Raw genomic sequence first — 14970 nt, forward strand, 5'->3', positions numbered from 1 at the left:
GTTCTACGCCAGCAAGCTGGGCACCGCGCGCTTCTACTTCGCCCGCCTGCTGCCGCGCATCCACTCGCTCACCGCCTCGGTCAAGGCCGGTAGCGAGTCGCTGTACCTGCTGGACGCCGCGCAGTTCTAAGAACCTATCCACGATCTGCTGCGCGTCGGCCCTACTGCGTTAAAAACAGGCTCGGAATGCTCATGTACAAAAGTACACTCCGCTTCCTCGCCTGTTTTTGCCTTGTAGTGCTCTAGCTCGCGAGATCGTTCACAGGTTCTANGCGTTTTCGCCCCCTGGTGCGCCGCGCACACCAGGCCCATCGCCGATTTGTCGCTGCTAACGCTAAAAATCCTATAGCCCCCGGCATTCGCCCCGCAGGCCGCGGGCTTGGTGTGCCTGCAGCTTTTTCCTCGCCAGCGACGACAAAAAACATAATTTCGCGAATCCCTCGCGCTGCACAGAATGCGGCCAACACCCAGCGGCTAGCCGCGACAGCACAACAACAACGATCAGCGTCCGAGGAACCCTGCCATGACCGACCTGAATCAAACCGCCTTTCAGCCCTATCGGGATGCGGCAGCTGTGCCCGCGGCAATCGACACCCTGGTGGTCGGCGCCGGCCAGGCCGGCGTGGCCGTCAGCGAGCACCTGAGCAAGCTCGGCGTGCCGCACCTGGTGCTGGAGAAGAACCGCATCGCCGAAGCCTGGCGCAGCGGGCGCTGGGATTCGCTGGTGGCCAACGGCCCGGCCTGGCACGACCGTTTCCCCGGCCGGGAATTCGACCTCGATCCCGACGCCTTCGCCGCCAAGGACCAGGTGGCGGACTACTTCGAGGCCTACGCCCGCCAGTTCGACGCGCCGATCCGCACCGGCGTGGAGGTGCGGCGCGTGCGGCGCAACCCCGACCGCGCCGGCTTCACGGTGGAGACCTCCGCCGGCGTGATCCAGGCCAACCGCGTGGTCTCCGCCACCGGCCCCTTCCAGCGCCCGGTGATCCCGGCCATCGCGCCCAAGGATGAATCGCTCTACCAGATCCACTCGGCCGCCTACCGCAACCCGCAGCAGCTTCCGGAGGGCGGCGTGCTGGTGGTCGGCGCCGGCTCCTCGGGGGTGCAGATCGCCGACGAGCTGATGCGCGCCGGGCGCCGTGTCTACCTCTCGGTGGGCCCGCACGACCGGCCGCCGCGCAGCTACCGCAACCGCGACTTCTGCTGGTGGCTGGGCGTGCTCGGCCTGTGGGACGCCGAGGCCGCGCAGCCGGGCAAGGAACACGTGACCATCGCCGTCAGCGGCGCGCGCGGCGGCGAGACCATCGATTTTCGCCGCCTGGCGCAGCAGGGCATGACCCTGGTCGGCCTGACCCAGGCGTTCGACGGCGGCCTGGTGCGCTTCCAGAACGACCTGGCGGACAACCTGGCGCGCGGCGACGAGAACTACCTGGCGCTGCTCGATGCCGCCGACGCCTATATCGCCCGCAACGGCCTCGACCTGCCGGAGGAGCCCGAGGCGCGCCGGACCTGCCCGGACGCCGAGTGCATCCGCCAGCCGATTCGCGAACTCGACCTGGCCGCCGCCGGCATCGCCTCGATCATCTGGGCCACCGGCTACGCCGTGGATTTCAGCTGGCTGCAGGTCGACGCCTTCGACGCGGCGGGCAAGCCGCGGCATCAGCGCGGCGTGTCCAGCGAACCCGGGGTGTACTTCGTCGGCCTGCCCTGGCTGTCGCGCCGCGGCTCCACCTTCATCTGGGGCGTGTGGCACGACGCCAAGCACATCGCCGATCACATCGCCACGCAGCGCAAGTACGCCGAGTACCGCGAACCCGCGCAGCGTCAGGCCAGCACCGTCCAACAAGCCGCCTCCTGGGAGTAAGTCGATGCCTACCCATACCCGCATCCGCATGTTCAACACCAAAGACACCTACCCGAACCAGAGCCTGGACAACGACCTGTGCCAGGCGGTGCGCGCCGGCAACACCGTGTACGTGCGCGGCCAGGTCGGCACCGACTTCGAGGGCCGTCTGGTCGGCCTCGGCGACGCCCGCGCGCAGGCCGAGCAGGCGATGAAGAACGTCAAGCAGCTGCTGGAAGAGGCCGGCAGCGACCTGTCGCACATCGTCAAGACCACCACCTACCTGATCGACCCGCGCTACCGCGAGGCGGTCTACCAGGAGGTCGGCAAGTGGCTCAAGGGCGTGTTCCCGATCTCCACCGGCCTGGTGGTCTCGGCCCTCGGCCAGCCGCAGTGGCTGATGGAGATCGACGTGATCGCGGTGATCCCGGACGACTGGCAACGCTGAGGAGCCGCCCATGACCTTTTCCATCGTCGGCCGCTGCGCCGAAACTGGCCAGCTGGGCATCGCCATCAGCTCGTCGAGCATCGCCGTCGGCGCGCGTTGCCCCTGGCTGCGCGCCGGGGTCGGCGCGGTGGCCTCGCAGAACGTCACCCTGCCGGCCCTCGGCCCGCAGATCCTCGATTTGCTCGAGGCCGGCCACGAGCCCGCCGCGGCGCTGGACCAGGCCCTGGCCCGCAACGGCTACAGCCAGTACCGCCAGGTCGCGGTGCTCGACGGCCAGGGCCGTAGCGCGCTGTTTTCCGGCAGCCAGGCGCTCGGCGTGCATAACGCCCTGGCCGGCGAACAATGCGTGGCCGCCGGCAACCTGCTGGCCTCCGCGGCGGTGATCGAGGCGCTGGTCAGCGCCTTCGAACAGAGCCCGGGGCAACTGGCCGAGCGCCTGCTGGCGGCGATGCACGCGGCCATGGCCGCCGGCGGCGAAGCCGGGCCGGTGCATTCGGCGGCGCTCAAGGTGGTTGGCGACCTGACCTGGCCGATGGTCGACCTGCGCGTCGACTGGGCCGAGCAGGACCCCATCGGCGAGCTGGACAAACTCTGGCAGGCCTATGCCCCGCAGATGCAGGACTACCTGACCCGCGCCCTCGACCCCACCGCCGCGCCCAGCTATGGCGTGCCGGGGGACGAGTAGGGCGGACGATGATCTGGCATTGTTTGATGGATGGATGAAGCGTCATCCACCCTACGAATTGCCGGCGTGATGCCCGGTAGGGTGGACGACGCTTTTTTCGTCCACCAGCCCTTCGAGCCCCATTTTTTCAGGGAAAACAGCCCATGTTCACCAGCCGCGACCTGCTCGCCCGCCTGATCGCCTTTCCCACCGTCAGCCGCGACTCCAACCTGGCGCTGATCGATTTCGTTCGCGACTACCTGGAGGGCCTCGGCCTGAGCTGCGAGCTGGACTACAACGCCGAGCGCAGCAAGGCCAACCTCCATGCCCGCCTCGGCCCGGCCGGCGGCGGCGGGGTGATGCTCTCCGGGCACAGCGACGTGGTGCCCGTGGACGGTCAGGCCTGGAGCGTGCCGGCCTTCGCACTGACCGAGCGCGACGGCCTGCTGTACGGCCGCGGCGCGGCGGACATGAAGGGCTTTATCGCCTGCGTGCTGGCCGCCGTGCCGCGTTTGCTCGCACGACCGTTGCGCCGGCCGCTGCATATCGTCCTCTCCTACGACGAGGAGGTCGGCTGCCTCGGCGTGCGCAGCCTGGTCGAACGCCTGCGCGCCAGCCCCGAGCGCCCGGCCATCTGCCTGATCGGCGAACCCACCGAGATGCGCCCGGTGCTCGGCCACAAGGGCAAGCTGGCGATGCGCTGCCAGGTGCACGGCGCCGCCTGCCACTCGGCCTACGCGCCGCAGGGGGTCAACGCCATCGAGTACGCCGCCAAGCTGATCGGCAAGCTCGGCGAGATCGGTGCGCAGCTGGCCGCGCCGGCGCGCCGCGACGCACGTTTCGACCCGCCCTATTCGACGGTGCAGACTGGCCTGATCCAGGGCGGCCGGGCGCTGAACATAGTCCCGGCCGAATGCCAGTTCGACTTCGAGGTGCGCGCGCTGCCGGCCGACGATCCGCAGCAGGTGGCGCGTGATCTGCGCGCCTACGCCGAAACCGAGCTGCTGCCGCAGATGCGTGCGTTGAGTGCGGCCAGCGCCATCGAGTTCCAGGCGTTGTCGGCCTACCCAGGCCTGGCCACCGACCCGCAGGGCGAGGCCGCCGAGCTGCTGGCGCTGCTCAGCGGTTCGCGGGATTTCAGCACCGTGGCCTTCGGCACCGAGGGCGGACTGTTCGACGAAGCCGGCATCGCCACGGTGATCTGCGGCCCCGGCAGCATGGAGCAGGGCCATAAACCCGACGAGTTCGTCAGCCTGGCCCAGCTGGACGCCTGCGACGCGCTGCTGGCGCGGCTGGCGCAGTGGCTGCAGCAGGACGCCTGAAACGCCCACGGATGGCATCCGGGCCAGGTAGCCTGGATGCCATCCGGGAGCCTTCGCAACCACCGCCTACAGGTGGGCGCAGAACGCCGGCGCCGTCTGCCAGTGGTCGTTGAGGCCATCGACGCAGCGGATCGGGATGCGTGCCAGCGCCTCCTCGCTCAGCCCTTCCAGGCACCCGATATTGACGCCGTACATAGTGCCGATGGGCGTGTCGTTGCCGATACCGAAGGCGCGTACGCCACAGTGCTTGCAGAACAGATGCTGGTTCTTGCAGCTATGGAAGCGGTACTCGCTCAGCATGTCCGCGCCAGCCAGCAGGCGAAAGCCCTCGGGTCTGGCCACCGCGACCCAGAAGCGCGTGCGCCGGCAGATCGAGCAGTTGCAGCGGTAGGAGTCCTGTTCGAGATCGAGCTCGGCCTCGAACTGCACGGCGCCGCAATGGCAGCTGCCGCGATAGGTCTTGAGCATGGCGGGGCCTCCGGGCGACAGACCTGGAGGCAAGCCTAGACCGCGCGCGGCGCCTGGGCAAAGCGCCGCTCCTGGTCGAGGAAGAGTGTGCTGGTGCGGTCAGGGCATCACGCATCTTGCCAGCCCGCTATGCCGGTGCGGCGCTGGGCGCCGGCGCCCGGGCCGAATGGTCCAGCCCTTAGCCCCTGTCTCCCGCCGCCAACTGCTCCTTGCAGTAGTCGACGAACAGCTGCGCCGGCTTGGTCAGCTGCGCGCGCTTGAGCCAGGCGGCGACCAGGCCGGAGCCGCTGACCTCTTCGGCGATGTCCACCATCACCACCTTGCGTCCGTCGTAGGTGCATTCCGAGTGCGGGCGGGTGACCAGCAGGGAGAAGCCGAAGCCCTGGCCGACCATGCCGCGCACCATCTCGATCGACGGCGAGCTGAACACGATGTTGGGCGTCAGGCCCAGCTCCTCGAACAGGCTGACGAAGTAGGTGCGGCTCGGCAGCACGTCGAGCAGGATCATCGGCTCCAGGCACAGGTCGCGCAGCGACACCTGGGCCTGGCCGGTGAAGCGGTGGCCTTCGGGGAGCAGGGCGTAGGGTTTCTGCGGCGCCATCAGCGGTTCGCTGTCGATGGTGGCGTCGAGGTCGTGGGCGTAGAGGATGGCCAGGTCGAAGCGCCCGGCGGTCAGGCCCTGCACCAGCTCCTGCTGCTCGCCGTCGCGGATGCGGATCTCCACCCCGGGGTAGAGCGCGTTGAAGCCGGCGATCAGGCGCGGCAGATAGAGCGGGGCGACGGTCTCGAAGCAGCCGATATCGATCTGCCCGGCGATCACGTCGTTGTCGGCCAGGGCGTTCTGCTCGAACTCGCGGGCCATGCGCAGCAGTTCCTGGGCCTTCTTGTAGAAGCGCGCGCCGCCGGGGGTCAGCGACACGCCCTGGGCATGGTGGCGGATAAACAGCTGCAGGCCGAAGCTGTCCTCCAGGCCCTTGATCGCGGTGGAGATCGACGGCTGGGCGATATACAGCTTGCGCGAGGCCTCGGCCACGCTGCCGCATTCCACGGTGGTCACGAAGTACTTGAGCTGACGCAAGGTGTAGGTGGCCATTGGGCTCCTCCGGCGCGGATCTGCAGACCCGTCTTGTCATGGATTTCCAGGCCTCAACATACTCCAGCGCCCGTCGCCAGCAGCCCAGTTTTTTCATAAGTCGCGAGCATATATTTACTAATTTCGCTGTTTTCCCCCCTGCGCCACCATCGACCTCGACAACAACAAGGGCCGCCCATCACGGCCGTGGCGAGGATCGAGGCGATGTTGCAACTCTCCGACTGGCAGCAGCGGGCTGCCGCCCAGGCTTTCCCCACCGGCGCACTGATCGACGGGCGTCTGCGCCCGGCCGCATCCGGCGCCAGTTTCGCGTCGATCAACCCGGCGACCAACAAGCTGCTGGCCAATGTCGCCGCCTGCGACGGCGCCGATGTCGACGCCGCCGTGGCCAGCGCCCGCCGCGCCTTCGAGCAGGGCCCCTGGCCGCGCATGGCGCCGCGCGAACGCAAGGCGGTGCTGCTGCGCCTGGCCGAGCTGATCCTGGCCCACCGCGAGGAGCTGGCGCTGCTCGATTCGTTGAACATGGGCAAGCCGGTGCTGGATGCCTACAACCTCGACGTGCCGGGCGCCGCGCAGGTCTTCGCCTGGTACGCCGAGGCGCTGGACAAGCTCTACGACCAGGTCGCGCCCACCGCCAGCAATGCCCTGGCCACCATCGGCCGCGAACCGCTGGGGGTGATCGGCGCGGTGGTGCCGTGGAACTTCCCCCTCGACCTGGCCGCCTGGAAGCTGGCCCCGGCGCTGGCCGCCGGCAACTCGGTGGTCTTGAAGCCCGCCGAGCAGTCGCCGTTTTCCGCCCTGCGCCTGGCCCAGCTGGCGCTGGAGGCCGGCCTGCCGGAGGGCGTACTCAACGTGGTGCCGGGCCTGGGCGAAACGGCCGGCAAGGCCCTCGGCCTTCATATGGATGTCGACTGCCTGGCCTTCACCGGCTCCACCGAGGTGGGCAAGTACTTTATGGCCTACGCCGCGCAGTCGAACCTCAAGCAGGTGTGGCTGGAGTGCGGCGGCAAGAGCCCCAACCTGGTGTTCGCCGACTGCCAGGACCTCGACCTGGCGGCGGAGAAGGCCGCCTTCGCCATCTTCTTCAACCAGGGCGAGGTGTGCTCGGCCAACTCGCGGCTGCTGATCGAGCGCTCCATCCACGACCAGTTCGTCGAGCGCCTGCTGGCCAAGGCGCGCGACTGGCAGCCGGGTGACCCGCTGGAGCCGGCCAGCCGCATGGGCGCCATAGTCGAGGCGCGGCAGACCGAACGGATCATGGCCTTTATCGACCAGGCCCAGGGCGAGGGCGCGCGGCTGGCCTGCGGTGGCCAGCGCCTGCGCGTGGGCGGCTCGGACAACTTCATCACCCCGACCATCTTCACCGGCGTGCGGCCGCAGATGCGCCTGGCCCGCGAGGAGGTGTTCGGCCCGGTGCTGGCGGTCAGCGCCTTCGACAGCGAGGACGAGGCCCTGCGCCTGGCCAACGACAGCTGCTACGGCCTGGCCGCCTCGCTGTGGACCGACGACCTCAACCGCGCCCACCGCGTGGCCCGGCGCCTGCGCGCCGGCACCGTGTCGGTGAACACCGTGGACGCCCTCGACGTCTGCGTGCCGTTCGGCGGCTGCAAGCAGTCCGGCTTCGGCCGCGACCTGTCGCTGCACGCCTTCGACAAGTACAGCCAGCTGAAAACCACCTGGGTTCAACTGCGCGGCTGAGCCGCGCGCGGGCCCGTCGTTCCACCTGTCACAACAACAAGATTGCAGGAGAACCACCATGATCGATCCCGATATCAGCCTCGCTTCCACCCTGGCCACGGAGCGGCCCGTCGCCAAGTCCCGGGCCCGCCTCGGCCTCGGCGCCCTGCTCGCCGTGGCCATCGGCCTGGTGGTGTCGCAGGGCGTGATGGTGCTGATGCTGCAGGGCGCCGGCATCGCCGGGCTGGGCTTTCTGATCCCGCTGACCCTGGCTTTCTTCCTCGCCCTGACCTACGTCATGTCGTTCTCCGAACTGGCGCTGATGATTCCCCGCGCCGGCAGTCTGAGCAGCTACACCGAGGTGGCCCTGGGGCACTTCCCGGCGATCCTCGCCACCTTCTCCGGCTACGTGGTGGTGGCGATGTTCGCCCTGTCGGCCGAGTTGCTGCTGCTCGACCTGATCATCGGCGAGGTCTACCCCGGGGTGTTCCCCAGCATGAGCATCGCCTATGGCGTGCTGATCCTGTTCACCCTGCTCAACCTGCTCGGCATCGACCTGTTCGCCCGCCTGCAGTCGGCCCTGGCGCTGGTGATGGTAATCGTGCTGCTGGCCCTGGGCCTGACCGCGGTGACCGGCAGCGGCAGCCAGCCGGCGCTGGAGGGGGTGCTGAGCAACGACTGGAACCCGCTCGGCGCCGGGGTGCTGACCCTGGTGGCGCTGGCCATCTGGGGCTTCGTCGGCGCCGAGTTCGTCTGCCCGCTGGTGGAGGAATCCAAGCAGCCGGAGCGCAACATTCCCTGGTCGATGATCCTCGGCGTCGGGGTGATCTTCGTCACCATCGCCCTGTACTCCATCGGCGCGCTGTTCTACGTGCCGCAGGCGGAGCTGGCCGGCGCCGCGCTGCCGCACTACCTGTTCGCCACCGCGCTGCTCGGCGAGGGCGGCAAGATCTTCCTGGTGATCGCCGCGGTCACTGCCACCTGCAGCACGGTCAACACCTCGCTGGCGGCCATCCCGCGCATGCTGCTGGGCATGGCGGTCAACGGCCAGGCCTTCCCGCAGTTCAAGCGGCTCAGCAAGCGCTTCAACACGCCTTGGGTGGCGGTGCTGTTCGTCGCCGCCATCACCGGCGCACCGGTGCTGCTGATGGGCGACGACCCAGGCGCCATCGGCCTGCTGCTGCTGGCCGCGGCCATCGCCTGGCTGCTGGCCTACATCATCTGCCACCTCGACGTGATCGCCCTGCGTCGCCGCTACCCGGACCTGGCGCGGCCGTTCAAGACGCCGTTCTACCCGCTGCCGCAGCTGCTCGGCATCGCCGGCATGCTGGTGTCGATCTACTACGTCTCGCCCAGCCCGGAGATGACCGCGAGCATCTTCTACAGCGCCGGCGCGGTGCTCGGCCTGGTGTCGCTGATCGCGGTGCTGTGGATCAAGCTGGTGATGCGCAAACCGCTGTTCACCCCGGAGCCGCTGGAGCAGGTGCTGGCCCGTAACTAACCGATTTCCGCCGGGGCCTGGCCCCGGCACCCGACAACCCATCGAGGCGAGGTCACTGCCATGACAGTCCCCCACATCCCCAGCCGTACCACCCGCGACTATCAGCAACTGGACGCGGCCCACCACATCCATGCCTTCGTCGACCAGAAGGCGCTGAATGCCGAAGGCCCGCGGGTCATGGTGCGCGGCGAAGGCCTGCAGCTGTGGGACAACGACGGCCAGCGCTACCTCGACGGCATGTCCGGCCTGTGGTGCACCAACCTCGGCTACGGCCGCAAGGACCTGGCCGCCGCCGCCAGCCGCCAGCTGGAGCAGCTGCCGTACTACAACATGTTCTTCCACACCACTCACCCGGCGGTGGTGGAGCTCTCCGAGCAGCTGTTCAGCCTGCTGCCGAGCCACTACAGCCACGCCGTCTACACCAACTCCGGCTCGGAGGCCAACGAGGTGCTGATCCGCACCGTGCGCCGCTACTGGCAGATTGTCGGCAAGCCGCAGAAGAAGGTGATGATCGGCCGCTGGAACGGCTACCACGGCTCGACACTGGCCAGCACCGCGCTGGGCGGGATGAAATTCATGCACGAGATGGGCGGCATGCTGCCGGACATCGCCCATATCGACGAACCCTACTGGTTCGCCGCCGGCGGCGAGCTGAGCCCGGCCGAGTTCGGCCGGCGTTGCGCGCTGCAGCTGGAGGAGAAGATTCTCGAACTGGGCGCCGAGAAGGTCGCAGCGTTCATTGCCGAGCCCTTCCAGGGCGCCGGCGGCATGATCTTCCCGCCGGAAAGCTACTGGCCGGAGATCCAGCGCATCTGCCGCCAGTACGACGTGCTGCTGTGCGCCGACGAGGTGATCGGCGGCTTCGGCCGCCCCGGCGAGTGGTTCGCCCACCAGCACTTCGGCTTCCAGCCCGACACCCTGTCCATCGCCAAGGGCCTGACCTCGGGCTATATCCCCATGGGCGGTCTGGTGCTCTCTAAGCGCATCGCCGACATCCTGGTGGAGCAGGGCGGGGTCTATGCCCACGGCCTGACCTACTCCGGCCACCCGGTGGCGGCGGCGGTGGCCATCGCCAATATCAAGGCGCTGCGCGACGAAGGCGTGGTCGAGCGGGTCAAGGTCGATACCGGCCCCTACCTGCAGCAGTGCCTGCGCGAGACGTTCGCCGGCCACCCGCTGGTCGGCGAGATCCAGGGCAGCGGCCTGGTCGCGGCATTGCAGTTCAGCGAGGACAAGGCCAGCCGCACGCGCTTCGCCAACGAAACCGAGCTGACCTGGCGCTGCCGCAGCATCGGCTTCGACAACGGCCTGATCATCCGCGCCACCGGCGGGCGCATGATCATGGCCCCGGCGCTGGTGGCCACGCGCAGCGACCTGGACGAGCTGGTCAGCAAGACCAAGCTGGCGGTGGACCAGACCGCGCGGGAGATCGGCGTGCTCTAGCGGCCAGCTTGGCAGGACCGAGGCGCAGCTTCGCAAGGGGCTGCGCCTTTTTTTCGTTCGGCGGGCGCGGGACAGCTGCCGCGGGCGTCAACCCTGCCGATACAGCCAGGCCAGATAGAGCAGGGCGGGCTGCGGCGCCTGCAGCGCCAGTGGCCCGGGCTGGTCTTCCAGCAGCAATCCCTGGCCGCTTTCCAGCCGCTGCATCTCGCCGTCCGGCAGCCGGCACTCGATGCCCGCGCCAGCCTGGCACCAGAGCAGCATCACCGCCGCATCGTTGTGCAATTCCTGCCGCCCATGCAGCCGTAGCGGGGCCAGGCGATGGCGCCAGACACCGCGTCGGGTCATCAGGTTGAGGTCGCCGACCGGGCCGTCTGCCAGCGTCGCGGCGATCGCCTCCTCGCCGGGAAACTGTGCCACCGCGCCGCCGGCGTGCAGCTCCTCGACCCGTCCGTCGCCACGCCGCAGGCGCAGCCCTGCGCCACTGAGCAACGCCAGGCTGCGATCGACGCCGGCAAAGCGCGAGAACGCCCCGTCCGCCGCGACCCGCGCGCTGCTGATACGCCAGGCGAAGTCGTCCAGTCCGGCGCCCGCCGGGGCGATGGCCAGTTCCAGGGTTTCGCCGCCGCCATTCTTCCAGGGCATGGCACGGGCGGTGGCGAGGTCGAGCAGGCTATGGGGCATGGCAGCCTCCTAGGCGGTCTTTGGCTTAATGTATATACATTTGGTTCGGGCGACCAGCGGTCATTGCTCGGCGTGCGGCCGGTGCCACCTTGTTTGGCGGCTTTGATCGCTCTATTTAGGCGGATTCAGCCAGTATCCATCGGTTTGAAAAGGCCATGTGACCATCTGGTCATTTTCCCGCCCATGGCTTGACGCTCGCCCGGGTGGCTCATATTGTATATACAAAATAAATGCGGAGAATCCCATGCCGGCATTCCCAACCCCGAAACAGCTGTGGCGCGACGTGCGGGTCTTCGATGGCCTGACCCAGCTGGACGAGCCGATGAATCTGCTGGTCGAAGGCGAGCGCATCGCCGGTCTGTGGCCGGTGCGCGAGTTCGACGAGGCGTTCGCCCAGGGCGCCGCCTGCGCCGGTCGCGGCGGGGTGATGACCCCCGGCCTGGTCGATTGCCACACCCACCTGGTCTACGCCGGTAACCGTGCCGGCGAGTTCGAGCAGCGCCTGGAAGGGGCGAGCTACGAAGAGATCGCCCGCGCCGGCGGCGGCATTCTCAGCAGCGTGCGCGCTACCCGCGCGGCCAGCGAGGACGAGCTGATCGCCGCCAGCCTGCCGCGCCTCGATGCGCTGCTGGCCGATGGCGTGACCACGGTCGAAATCAAGTCCGGCTACGGCCTGACGTTGGCGGACGAGCTGAAGATGCTGCGCGTCGCCCGGCGCCTCGGCCAGCTGCGTCCGGTGCGGGTGATCACCACCCTGCTCGGCGCCCATGCGCTGCCGCCGGAGTACGCCGGCCGCGCCGACGACTACGTGGCCCTGGTCTGCGACGTGATGATCCCGGCGGCCGCCGCCGAGGGCCTGGCCGATGCGGTGGACGTGTTCTGCGAGGGCATCGGTTTCTCCCCGGCGCAGTGCGAGCGCATCTTCCAGGCGGCCCAGGCCCATGGCCTGGCGCTCAAGGCGCATGCCGAGCAACTGTCCAACCTCGGTGGCAGCGCCCTGGCCGCGCGCTACGGCGCGCTGTCGGCCGACCATATCGAGTACCTCGACGAAGCCGGCGTGCGCGCCATGGCCGAGGCCGGCACCGTTGCCGTGCTGCTGCCCGGCGCCTTCCACGTGCTGCGCGAAACCCAGCTGCCGCCCATCGAGCTGCTGCGCCAGTACGGTGTGCCGATGGCCGTGGCCAGCGACGCCAACCCCGGCACCTCGCCGATCTGCCTGCCCACGCTGATGGCCAACCTGGCCTGCACCCTGTTTCGCTTGACCCCGCGCGAGGCGCTGAGCGGCATGACCGCCCAGGCCGCCCGCGCCCTCGGCCGCCCCGACCTGGGGCGGATCGAGGTCGGGTCGCCCGCCGACCTGTGCCTGTGGGATGTGCAGTCCCCGGCCGAACTGGCCTACGCCGTCCAGGCCGGCCGCCTGCGCCAGCGCATCTTCAACGGAGAACTCGTTCATGCACGCTGATCGCCATTCCATGGAGGCCTGGGGCGGGCGTACCGACCCCGAGCCGGACAGCCCGCGCTGGCACCAGCGCATTCGCGCCCTTGGCCGCGACAGCCAGCCGGGCCTGGCCCTGCTCGGCTTCGCCTGCGACGAGGGCGTGCGCCGCAACCATGGTCGGGTCGGCGCCGCCGCCGCGCCGCTGGCGATGCGCAAGGCCCTGGCCAACCTGGCCTGGCACCGCCAGGCGCCGGCCTACGATGCTGGCGACGTGGTCTGCGAGGACGGCGACCTGGAAGCGGCCCAGGCCCGCCTCGGGCGCACCGTCTGCGCGCTGCTGGATGCCGGCCATTTCCCCGTGGTGCTCGGCGGCGGCCACGAAGTGGCCTTCGGCAGCTGGTCCGGCCTGGCCGAGCACCTCTCCGGCAACCATGCCCCGCGGATCGGCATCGTCAACTTCGACGCCCATTTCGACCTGCGCGACCCGGCCCATGTGCATTCCTCCGGCACCCCCTTCGCCCAGATCGCCGAGCAGTGCGCCGCGCGCGGCTGGCCGTTTCGCTACGCCTGCCTCGGCGTCAGCCGCGCCAGCAATACCCGTGCGCTGTTCCAGCTTGCCGCCGACCTCGGCGTGCTGGTGCGCGAGGACCGCGAGATTCGCGAGTCGAGCCTCGACGCCATCGGCGCCGAGCTGGAGGCCTTTGCCGCCGCCTGCGACGTGCTCTACCTGACCATCGACATCGACGTGCTGCCGGCCTGCGAGGCCCCCGGGGTCAGCGCCCCGGCCGCGCGCGGGGTGCGCCTGGAGCTGCTCGAGCCCTTGATCGAGCGGCTCAAGGGCAGCGGCAAGCTGCGCCTGGCCGATCTCGCCGAGCTCAACCCCGAATACGACATCGACAACCGCACCGCCAAGGTGGCGGCGCGGCTGATCCACCTGCTCAGCCTCTGAGCACGCAAGCCCGGCCCTTTCCCGCACAACAACAAATACGAGGAAACCACCATGTTCACCACCGCCCGCCGCCGCGGCCAGGAGCCGCGCCATGTCTGAGTCCCTGCCGTTGAGCGCCGGCGTGTCGCGCTCGCGGGCCCTGGCGCGCCTGCTCGGCTACAGCCTGATCGGCCTGCTGCTGTTCTTCGTGCCGTTCGAGATCGGCGGGCGCTCGACCATTCTCCTCGACCACGCCGCCAGCGCTTTGCAGCTGCATGCGCGGCCGCTGGTGATCGGCGTGGCGCTGCTGTTCATGCTCTACGGCGCGCTGGCGCCCTGGTTCGACGGCAGCTGGCGCAGGAGCCTGACCCACAGCGTATTCAGCGTGCTCAAGGTGTTCGGCCTGCTGATCGGCGCCGCCTACCTGCTGCAACTCGGCCCGCAGGCGCTGTATCAGCCGGACATGCTGCCGTTTCTGTTCGAGAAACTGGTGCTCAGCCTGGCGCTGATCGTGCCGCTGGGCTCGCTGGCGCTGGTGTTCCTGATCGGCTTCGGCCTGCTGGAGCTGATCGGCGTGCTGATGCAGCCGGTGATGCGACCGATCTGGCGCACGCCGGGCAAGTCGGCCATCGATGCCGTGGCCTCCTTCGTCGGCAGCTACTCGGTGGGCCTGTTGATCACCGACCGCATGTACCAGCAGGGGCACTACAGCGTGCGCGAGGCGGCGATCATCGCCACCGGCTTCTCCACCGTGTCGGCGCCGTTCATGGTGATCATCGCCAAGACCCTGGGCCTGATGGGGCAGTGGAACCTGTACTTCTGGGGCGCCATGGCGGTGACCTTCGCCGTGACGGCGGTCAGCGCGCGCATCTACCCGCTGTCGCGACTGCCGTCCGAATCCACGCCCGAGGCGCCGCTGCAGCCCGGTGAAAGCCGCCTGGGCAGCGCCTGGCGCGCCGGTATGCAGCAGGCCAGCAACGCGCCGTCGCTGGGCTCGGCCCTGCGTGAAACCTTCCTCGATGGCCTGCGCATGACCGCGGCGATTCTGCCGAGCATTCTCGCCGTCGGCCTGCTCGGGCTGCTCGCGGCCAAGTACACCCCGCTGTTCGATGTGCTCGGCGTGCTGCTCTACCCGCTGACCTGGCTGTTCGGCCTGGACGAGCCGATGCAGGTGGCCCGCGCCATTTCCGCCGGCCTGGCGGAGATGTTCCTGCCGGCGATGCTGCTCAAGGACGCCGACGTGCTGGTGAAGTTCGTCACCGCCATCGTCTCGGTCAGCAGCGTGCTGTTTCTCTCCGCCTCGATTCCCTGCGTGCTGGCCACGCGGATTCCCCTGAGCCTGGGCCACCTGCTGCTGATCTGGCTGCAGCGCACCCTGCTCAGCCTGCTGTTCGCCATTCCCCTGGCCTACCTCGCACAATTTCTGGGCTGGCTCTGACCGCCCACCCTCAACTCGTTCTCCAC

14 protein-coding genes are annotated in these 14970 nt (G+C 69.0%); 11 read left to right on the plus strand and 3 right to left on the minus strand.

Annotated elements, in window-relative coordinates; genetic code table 11:
• From EA796_RS22195 to argE, 5 genes are all read left to right on the plus strand, one after another.
• The coding region (locus EA796_RS22195) for an acyl-CoA dehydrogenase C-terminal domain-containing protein (RefSeq protein ID WP_147459076.1) at window positions 1-130 on the plus strand (130 nt) is incomplete at its 5' end.
• Between the two features lie 393 nt (window positions 131-523).
• Window positions 524-1864, plus strand: coding sequence for an NAD(P)/FAD-dependent oxidoreductase (locus tag EA796_RS22200; RefSeq protein ID WP_122110192.1), 1341 nt, complete (start codon window positions 524-526; stop codon window positions 1862-1864).
• Window positions 1865-1868: 4 nt separating this feature from the next.
• The gene (locus tag EA796_RS22205; protein ID WP_122110193.1) at window positions 1869-2291 is read left to right on the plus strand and encodes a RidA family protein; all 423 of its coding nucleotides are present in this window, start codon (window positions 1869-1871) and stop codon (window positions 2289-2291) included.
• 10 nt (window positions 2292-2301) lie between these two features.
• Window positions 2302-2976: a DUF1028 domain-containing protein gene (locus tag EA796_RS22210; protein WP_122110194.1), complete on the plus strand. Its 675-nt coding sequence runs from the start codon at window positions 2302-2304 to the stop codon at window positions 2974-2976.
• A gap of 143 nt (window positions 2977-3119) precedes the next feature.
• Window positions 3120-4277 (plus strand): acetylornithine deacetylase, encoded by a 1158-nt coding sequence (gene argE, locus EA796_RS22215; protein ID WP_122110195.1) that lies wholly within the window; start codon window positions 3120-3122, stop codon window positions 4275-4277.
• 66 nt (window positions 4278-4343) lie between these two features.
• On the opposite strand, the gene EA796_RS22220 is transcribed toward argE, so the two are convergent.
• Together EA796_RS22220 and EA796_RS22225 are read right to left on the minus strand one after the other, a co-directional pair.
• Window positions 4344-4745, minus strand: a complete 402-nt coding sequence (locus EA796_RS22220; RefSeq protein ID WP_122110196.1) for a GFA family protein — start codon at window positions 4743-4745, stop codon at window positions 4344-4346.
• 178 nt (window positions 4746-4923) lie between these two features.
• A complete protein-coding gene (locus EA796_RS22225) occupies window positions 4924-5838 on the minus strand; it encodes a LysR substrate-binding domain-containing protein (RefSeq protein WP_122110197.1) in 915 nt (304 codons plus the stop codon).
• A 204-nt stretch (window positions 5839-6042) separates the two neighbouring features.
• On the opposite strand from EA796_RS22225, the gene EA796_RS22230 reads away from it, so the two are divergent.
• From EA796_RS22230 to EA796_RS22240, 3 genes are read left to right on the plus strand one after another with little or no spacing between them, the layout of a single operon-like run.
• A complete protein-coding gene (locus tag EA796_RS22230) occupies window positions 6043-7536 on the plus strand; it encodes an aldehyde dehydrogenase (RefSeq protein WP_122110198.1) in 1494 nt (497 codons plus the stop codon).
• 58 nt (window positions 7537-7594) lie between these two features.
• Window positions 7595-9016: an APC family permease gene (locus tag EA796_RS22235; RefSeq protein WP_122110199.1), complete on the plus strand. Its 1422-nt coding sequence runs from the start codon at window positions 7595-7597 to the stop codon at window positions 9014-9016.
• Between the two features lie 60 nt (window positions 9017-9076).
• The gene (locus EA796_RS22240) at window positions 9077-10459 is read left to right on the plus strand and encodes an aspartate aminotransferase family protein (protein ID WP_122110200.1); all 1383 of its coding nucleotides are present in this window, start codon (window positions 9077-9079) and stop codon (window positions 10457-10459) included.
• Between the two features lie 87 nt (window positions 10460-10546).
• On the opposite strand, the gene EA796_RS22245 is transcribed toward EA796_RS22240, so the two are convergent.
• Entirely contained in the window at window positions 10547-11140 is a 594-nt protein-coding gene (locus tag EA796_RS22245) for a HutD family protein (protein WP_122110201.1), read from the minus strand.
• A 244-nt stretch (window positions 11141-11384) separates the two neighbouring features.
• On the opposite strand from EA796_RS22245, the gene hutI reads away from it, so the two are divergent.
• From hutI to EA796_RS22260, 3 genes are all read left to right on the plus strand, one after another.
• On the plus strand, window positions 11385-12602 hold the full coding sequence (gene hutI / locus EA796_RS22250) for an imidazolonepropionase (protein ID WP_122110202.1): 1218 nt from the start codon (window positions 11385-11387) through the stop codon (window positions 12600-12602).
• Window positions 12592-13527 carry a formimidoylglutamase gene (hutG, locus tag EA796_RS22255; protein WP_122110203.1) on the plus strand — a complete coding sequence of 312 codons (936 nt, stop codon included), beginning with the start codon at window positions 12592-12594 and terminating at the stop codon, window positions 13525-13527. Before hutI ends, hutG begins: the two co-directional genes overlap by 11 nt.
• A 91-nt stretch (window positions 13528-13618) precedes the next feature.
• Entirely contained in the window at window positions 13619-14944 is a 1326-nt protein-coding gene (locus EA796_RS22260) for a YjiH family protein (RefSeq protein ID WP_122110204.1), read from the plus strand.
• Window positions 14945-14970 lie beyond the last annotated feature (26 nt).

Source organism: Pseudomonas sp. AOB-7 (genome assembly GCF_003696305.1).
Classification (GTDB): domain Bacteria; phylum Pseudomonadota; class Gammaproteobacteria; order Pseudomonadales; family Pseudomonadaceae; genus Aquipseudomonas.

Excerpts from the sequence above, each read along its gene's own strand:
- EA796_RS22200 (WP_122110192.1), top strand. The coding sequence starts at position 524 with ATGACCGACCTGAATCAAACCGCCTTTCAGCCCTATCGGGATGCGGCA.
- EA796_RS22205 (WP_122110193.1), top strand. The coding sequence starts at position 1,869 with ATGCCTACCCATACCCGCATCCGCATGTTCAACACCAAAGACACCTAC.
- EA796_RS22210 (WP_122110194.1), top strand. The coding sequence starts at position 2,302 with ATGACCTTTTCCATCGTCGGCCGCTGCGCCGAAACTGGCCAGCTGGGC.
- argE (WP_122110195.1), top strand. The coding sequence starts at position 3,120 with ATGTTCACCAGCCGCGACCTGCTCGCCCGCCTGATCGCCTTTCCCACC.
- EA796_RS22220 (WP_122110196.1), bottom strand. The coding sequence starts at position 4,745 with ATGCTCAAGACCTATCGCGGCAGCTGCCATTGCGGCGCCGTGCAGTTC.
- EA796_RS22225 (WP_122110197.1), bottom strand. The coding sequence starts at position 5,838 with ATGGCCACCTACACCTTGCGTCAGCTCAAGTACTTCGTGACCACCGTG.
- EA796_RS22230 (WP_122110198.1), top strand. The coding sequence starts at position 6,043 with ATGTTGCAACTCTCCGACTGGCAGCAGCGGGCTGCCGCCCAGGCTTTC.
- EA796_RS22235 (WP_122110199.1), top strand. The coding sequence starts at position 7,595 with ATGATCGATCCCGATATCAGCCTCGCTTCCACCCTGGCCACGGAGCGG.
- EA796_RS22240 (WP_122110200.1), top strand. The coding sequence starts at position 9,077 with ATGACAGTCCCCCACATCCCCAGCCGTACCACCCGCGACTATCAGCAA.
- EA796_RS22245 (WP_122110201.1), bottom strand. The coding sequence starts at position 11,140 with ATGCCCCATAGCCTGCTCGACCTCGCCACCGCCCGTGCCATGCCCTGG.
- hutI (WP_122110202.1), top strand. The coding sequence starts at position 11,385 with ATGCCGGCATTCCCAACCCCGAAACAGCTGTGGCGCGACGTGCGGGTC.
- hutG (WP_122110203.1), top strand. The coding sequence starts at position 12,592 with ATGCACGCTGATCGCCATTCCATGGAGGCCTGGGGCGGGCGTACCGAC.
- EA796_RS22260 (WP_122110204.1), top strand. The coding sequence starts at position 13,619 with ATGTCTGAGTCCCTGCCGTTGAGCGCCGGCGTGTCGCGCTCGCGGGCC.